Raw genomic sequence first — 5952 nt, forward strand, 5'->3', positions numbered from 1 at the left:
GGTCACCAGCTTGTGCAGAGTCTCGGCGCGCATGTGCGACTCGCTCTGTCCGTAGAACTGCACATCGGAGGCGCCGCAGTTAGGCCGGTCCCACAGCAGCACCCGATAGCCACCCGCGGCCAGGGCGTCGGCCAGCGGACGCAGGCCGGGGATCTCCTTGCTGAACCGGCCGCCGGGCGTCAGGGCAATGAGATCGCCGGAGTCACCGAGGATTTCGTAGACGACGTTTCCCCCGTTGATCTCGATAGAAGGCACCCGATTCTCCTGTAGCTAGGCCTGAACCAAAACGTCGTTGCCGACGACGCGCACCGGGTAGGTACGGATACTCCATTCGGGCTTGACCGCGGTGGTGCCGGTCGCCAGCTCGAAACCCCATTGGTGCCAGGGGCAGTAGATGTACTCCAGGTCGCGCACCATGACGGAGTCGCCCGGCGCGGTCTCGTCGACGATCGTGCGCCCCCGGGCTCGTCCCGAACACAGCGGCCCGCCTTGGTGGGGGCAGTAGTTCGCGATGGCGTAGAACGTGCCGTTGACGTTGTAGACGCCGACGCCATGCCGTCCGATCGGTACCAATTTGTGTGTGCCCGGCGGGATTTCGTCTACGGTTGCGACGACATGCTCGCGGCCCTGCGCGAGACGTGGCTCGGGCCGCTTGGTTTTTTCCGTCAACTCAGAGCACCCGGGTCTGACCCTCGAGGACCGGAACGGTCTCGGGCAGGTGATACGTCGCGATGCCGTTCTTGTACATGACGGCGTCCCGGGCGTGCTTGGGCAGGTGCTTGACCAACCAGCGCGGGTCGTCGAACGTCCAGTGCGGGTAGTCCGAGGAGAAGAGCAGAATCTTCTCGCACTCCATCCATTCCAGCGCGCGGGTCAGTTGGGTCTTGTCTTCCGGGTAGTCCAACGGCTGGGTGGTGAACTTGATGTGGTCCTTGACGTACTCCGACGGCTTGCGCTTGATGTCAAGCCACGACTTGCGCGCGTCATAGATCGCGTCCATGCGCCACATCAGCGGAAGGATCCAGCTGAACGCGTGCTCGACGAACACGATTCTCAGCGTCGGGAATCGGTCGAACACACCGTCGAAGATCAGGCTCATCACCTGGTTGGCCGCCAGCAGGGAGTAGGTCACCATGAAGTCGTGGTTGTAGCTGGGGAATCCCACCGGTGGGATCGGCAGCTCATCGAACTGGCTGCGTGATAGGTGGCAGCTCACCGTGATGTCGTGCTTGGTGGCGGCCGCCCAGATCGGGTCGTACTTAGGGTGGCCCCAGGACGGTCTCGGCTCGGCCTTGATCAAAATCTGCGCCATGTAGGGGTGCCCGGCCCACCGCTCGATTTCGCGGGCGGACTCTTCCGGCTCCTCGATGGCGGCACAGATGGAACCGCGCCAGCGCTCGTGCCAGTTGTTGTGGCTGTCCAGCCAGTGATTGGCCTGCCAGTCGTTCAACGCGGCCGACATCGCATGCTGCGCCTCGGGCAGGCGGGCCGGGTAAGCCCCCGGTTCTAGGATCGCGATGTCGGAGCCGGCCTCCATGATCAGCTGGCGGAACGCCAAATCCGGGTCGCTGCAGGGAAATTCGCCGTTGGGAGGGAAGGAGTCCACGCGCATGGCGTAAGAGTGCGCGTAGTCCGGCGCGTCATAGTAGATCTGCTCGCCAACCGAGCGAGTGAGGAAATACTTGCTGCGCCACGGCTCGGGGATGTACGGGAGCAGCTCTCCGCGCTTGGGGGCCGGGTGAACATCCGAGTCGACGCAGCGGACGGCTATACGCTCGGTCGCGGGAACCCGCTCCTGCGAATGGGTCAACGTCATCTGGCTCTCCTCAGTGTTTCGCGATATTTCTACTGTGCGCCCACCCCGGCGGGAATGTCTATGCCGTAGAGCCGCGCCGCGTTGCGCCAGCACAGCTTCTCGCGCTGCTCCGCGGACAACGCGCTGGGCAATTTCGTGACATCGCCGCACTGCCAGTGCGGATAGCTCGACCCGAACATCACCATGTCGTCCTTGCCGGTGAAGCCGAACCATTCGCCGGCGAATTCGACGTCGCCGGGGCCGTCGAGACTGCCCTGAACGAAATAGACGTGACCGGGCAGGTAGTCGCTGGGAATCCGCGGGGCCCACGGAGTCTGCTCGAGGTGCGGCCGGCCGAAGGTGTCCATGCGCCAGATGAACGGCGTGATGAAGTCGGCGGCACCATCGCCCCATACGAACTTGAGGCCGTCGAACCGCTCGAATACTCCCTCGGCGATCATGTTCATCTGGTGATACAGGTAGTTCAGCGCCATGAAGCTGACGTACTGCTCGTAGGTACGGGTGTTCCCGTTCGGCGTCGGCGGAAACGCGATGCCCGACCCGACCTCGATGTGCGCGGCGACGGGAAGCCCGGCGTCGACGGCGGCCTCCCAAATGGGCCAGAACTGCGGTTTTCCGTAAAGCTCGCGGGATTGCAGCGGCACGCCGATCTGGACCACCCGCGGATGTGCACGCCATCTCTCGATCTCGCGCAGTGCGCCGGGGATGTCGTCGGGGTTGACCCGGATGGTGCCGCGGAACCGCTCGCCGAACTGGCTGGACTCCAGCCAGTTCGACACCATCATCTCGTTGTGCGCGGCGTGCAGCGCGCTGCCCAGGTGCCGGTCCGGCATGATGCCGCGCGCCATCGGATGCAGGACCGCCACATCGACCCCGCGCTTCGAAAACAGTTCATTGCCAACGAAATCCGGATCCGAGCCGGGGTACTGGCGGTCGGGGCCTTCGGTATTGGGCGCGTACTCACCGCCGGGGGCGCCGTACCAGTCCATCTCGTAGTCGGGGAAGCCGCGGCTCTTGAACGGCTCGCGCAGGGTCTTCCGCAGCGCTTTGTTGGACGGGAAGAAGATGTGCACGCTCGCATCGATCAACGGTGTGCTGGTTCCGTCTGCATGTTTGATCACGAAAGCCATCCTTCGGCTCCGGCGGCCAAAGCCGGCCGTGCGAGGTCATATGATAGCCAATCTAACATTTTCTGCAGCGGTCCATCAATGGGTTGCCGGTAAGCATTTCGTTTAATCATCATCCCTGGTAGCGGGAGTTTTGCGGTCTTTCGGGCAAGTCGGGTTCTTGTTTCCGGATAATACCATTCTCCGGGTTAGGGACGGCCGCGGTCCGGATGGTTCGCGACCACGGGGCGTCACCCGTTGGGCTACTTCGGAGTGCCGCCCACCGTGACGCCGGCCGCCCGCTCAAACGGTTTGATCACCGTCGTGAAATCGGATTCGGGCCCTTCATCGTCGGCGAGTGCCTCCCACAGCCGGCCGACCGTCTCGGCGACTTCGACGGGCACGCCAAGCGCTCTCGCTTCGTCAAGGTAAAGCCGCACGTCTTTGAGCATCAGTCCGGTCGCGAAGCCGTAGTCGAAGGTGCGCGGCAGGATCGCTCGCGGGAACTTGTCGCGGCTTGCACTCGTCGCACCCGATCCGGCGTTGAGCACCTCGATCATCACACCCGGGTCGAGGCCGGCTTTGACGCCCATCACGACGACTTCTGCGGTCGCGGTCAACACGTTCGCCGCCAGAATGTTGTTCGCCAGTTTCATCGTCTGCGCCGAACCGGGCTTGTCGCCGACATACACCGGTCGGCCCAGGGCTTCGAGTGTGGTTCGGACGACATCGAATTGGCCGCGCGGGCCGGACACCATGAGTGCCAGCGTCCCCTTCTCGGCCCCGCTGACACCGCCGCTGACCGGGCTGTCCATCGCCACGATGTTGCGCTGGGCCAGCAGGCCATGGATCTGCACCGCCATTTGGCTACCGACAGTGGACAAGTCCACGTAGCGCCGCACCCGGGCGCCGTCGATCACGCCGGCCGGACCGGTTGCCACTTCGCGCGACGCTCTCGGGGTGGGAAGGCTCGCCAGCACCGTTTCCGCGTGATCGGCGACCTCCTTGGGTGACGACGCCGCGCGTGCCCCCAGCGCGACGACGCGCTCGAGAGCCTCGCTGCGCGTGTCGAAGGCGACGACGTCGCGCTTTTCCTGAATCAGGCGGCAAGCCATGGGAAAGCCCATGTTTCCAAGCCCGATGAACCCGACCTGCAAGGCGTACTCCTTAACGGGATGGTGGCGACCCGCTGCATCCGGCTCCACCGCGCTAGCGATCGCCACGATCCCGATCCAGTTCGGCGAATGCATCGTTCGCGATCCGAAAGCTGTCGACGGCGGCCGGCACGCCGGCGTAGATGGCGACCTGCAGGAAGACCTCCCGGATCTCCTCGCGGGTGACACCGTTGGTCAGTGCCGCCTTGACGTGTGTGCGTAATTCGTTGGGCCGGTTGAGCACCGAGATCATCGCCAGGTTGAGCATGCTGCGGATCTTGCGTGGCAATTCCTCACGGCCCCACACGGTGCCCCAGCAGTACTCGGTGACGAGATCCTGCAGGGGTCCGGTGAACTCATCCGCATTGGCCAATGCGCGGTTGACGTATTCCTCGCCCAGCACCTCGGAGCGGATTTGCAGCCCCCGCTGATAGGTTTCGCGATCCAATGTTTCCTCCTTCTGTTCGGGCGGCGGCCCTCGAGGGAGTTGTGTGAGAGCTGCCGAAGTTCCGATCTTCTGAGCGCAGTCTTGCACCGTGGCCGCTGCGCGAGGTCTACAGTCGAGATTCACATGGTCCCGCCCGCCCATGTCCTCGTTCCTGCTGGGGGACTCTGGGGATTTGGCTGCACGCCAATCCTTCTGCAGCGGTTGGTGATACGAGCACACGTAGCGTAAGGACTGAAGACAGCGGGACTAAGGAGAGGCAGTGACCGGAGCAAGCGCGGACATCTGGGAAGTGATGTCGACGGCCCGAACGATCCGGCGCTTCACCGACGAGCCGGTCGACGACGCGACCCTGGCGAGGTGCCTCGAGGCGGCCAGATGGGCTCCCTCGGGCGCCAACGCGCAGGGCTGGCGTTTCGTGGTGCTCCGTTCGCCCGAGCAGCGGGCCGTCGTGGCCAGGGCCGCGGCTCACGCGCTGGAGGTGATCGAGCCGGTCTACGGCATGAGCCGGCCCGCCAACGAGGACAACAGCCGTCGCGCCCGCACCTACCGTGCGACGTACGAATTGCACGACCGCGCCGGTGAATTCACCTCGGTCCTGTTCGCCCAGGCGCACTACCCGACGGCGTCGGAGCTGCTGCTGGGCGGTTCGATATTTCCCGCCATGCAGAACTTTCTGCTGGCCGCCCGCGCCCAGGGGCTCGGTGCGTGCATGACCAGCTGGGCCTCGTATGGCGGTGAACAACTGCTGCGCGATGCCGTCGGCATTCCCGAGGGCTGGATGGTCGCCGGTCACATCGTGGTCGGGTGGCCCAAGGGCAATCATGGGCCGCTGCGCCGTCGCCCCCTTGCCGAGTTCGTCAACCTCGACCGGTGGGACAACGCCGCCGACGGACTGGTCGACGTTGCGCGAGCCCCCGGCTAGCCGGGGGCTCGAAGCCTTCGGCCCGGCTGGGCGGGCGCTCGGCGGGGATGGCCTGGTTCGATACGCCATACGCCGATTCAGAGATTGTTACTTCCGCAACCGAGAATGTTATTCTCGCGTGACAGTCACGACGAGAGGCGGCGCGGATGCTGTTGGAGTTCGATGCTGATCAGCGACTGTGGCAGGACACCGTGCGCGACGCCGTCGCGAAGCAGTGCCCGCCCTCGCTGGTGCGCAGCGTGGCCGAAGATGGCGTCGACCCGAGCCCGCTGTGGAAATCGTACGTAGATCAGGGCTGGACCGAGCTGAGCGATGCCGATAGCGCCGTCGAGCTGGCGATTGTGCTCGAAGAGCTCGGCCGCGCCACCGACCCCACCCCGTTTTTGGCAACGATGAGCCAGTTCGCACCGCTGGCCGCCGACCGGTTCGACCCACACCTGTCGGGCACCGCGGTCTACGGCGGCGTCGCAGCGCACCGCGACGCCGAGGGCTGGGTGCTGGACGGC

General features: G+C 64.9%; 7 protein-coding genes and 1 pseudogene. 2 read left to right on the top strand and 6 right to left on the bottom strand.

Features of this window, described 5'->3' with window-relative positions; all coding sequences use genetic code 11:
* The 6 genes from A5652_RS07785 to A5652_RS07810 form a co-directional block, all read right to left on the bottom strand.
* A partial coding sequence (locus tag A5652_RS07785) for an alpha/beta fold hydrolase (RefSeq protein ID WP_197513825.1) occupies nucleotides 1-255 on the bottom strand: 255 nt, incomplete at its 3' end.
* A 15-nt stretch (nucleotides 256-270) separates the two neighbouring features.
* Nucleotides 271-669, bottom strand: coding sequence for a Rieske (2Fe-2S) protein (locus tag A5652_RS07790; RefSeq protein WP_067348752.1), 399 nt, complete (start codon nucleotides 667-669; stop codon nucleotides 271-273).
* A 1-nt stretch (nucleotide 670) separates the two neighbouring features.
* Nucleotides 671-1816, bottom strand: a complete 1146-nt coding sequence (locus A5652_RS07795) for an amidohydrolase family protein (protein ID WP_067348755.1) — start codon at nucleotides 1814-1816, stop codon at nucleotides 671-673.
* Between the two features lie 29 nt (nucleotides 1817-1845).
* Complete coding sequence (locus A5652_RS07800) at nucleotides 1846-2937, bottom strand: amidohydrolase family protein (RefSeq protein ID WP_067348761.1); 1092 nt, start codon at nucleotides 2935-2937, stop codon at nucleotides 1846-1848.
* Nucleotides 2938-3185: 248 nt separating this feature from the next.
* Nucleotides 3186-4079, bottom strand: a complete 894-nt coding sequence (locus A5652_RS07805) for an NAD(P)-dependent oxidoreductase (protein WP_067348764.1) — start codon at nucleotides 4077-4079, stop codon at nucleotides 3186-3188.
* A 52-nt stretch (nucleotides 4080-4131) separates the two neighbouring features.
* Nucleotides 4132-4524: a carboxymuconolactone decarboxylase family protein gene (locus A5652_RS07810; RefSeq protein WP_067348758.1), complete on the bottom strand. Its 393-nt coding sequence runs from the start codon at nucleotides 4522-4524 to the stop codon at nucleotides 4132-4134.
* Nucleotides 4525-4816: 292 nt separating this feature from the next.
* On the opposite strand from A5652_RS07810, the gene A5652_RS07815 reads away from it, so the two are divergent.
* Both A5652_RS07815 and A5652_RS07820 read left to right on the top strand, forming a co-directional pair.
* On the top strand, nucleotides 4817-5446 hold the full coding sequence (locus A5652_RS07815; RefSeq protein ID WP_067348767.1) for a nitroreductase family protein: 630 nt from the start codon (nucleotides 4817-4819) through the stop codon (nucleotides 5444-5446).
* Nucleotides 5447-5592: 146 nt separating this feature from the next.
* Nucleotides 5593-5952 (top strand): annotated as a pseudogene (locus A5652_RS07820) (acyl-CoA dehydrogenase family protein); the annotation flags it as partial.

This window comes from Mycobacterium sp. 1165178.9 (assembly GCF_001673555.1).
Classification (GTDB): domain Bacteria; phylum Actinomycetota; class Actinomycetes; order Mycobacteriales; family Mycobacteriaceae; genus Mycobacterium.

Excerpts from the sequence above, each read along its gene's own strand:
- A5652_RS07795 (WP_067348755.1), bottom strand. The coding sequence starts at position 1,816 with ATGACGTTGACCCATTCGCAGGAGCGGGTTCCCGCGACCGAGCGTATA.
- A5652_RS07815 (WP_067348767.1), top strand. The coding sequence starts at position 4,817 with ATGTCGACGGCCCGAACGATCCGGCGCTTCACCGACGAGCCGGTCGAC.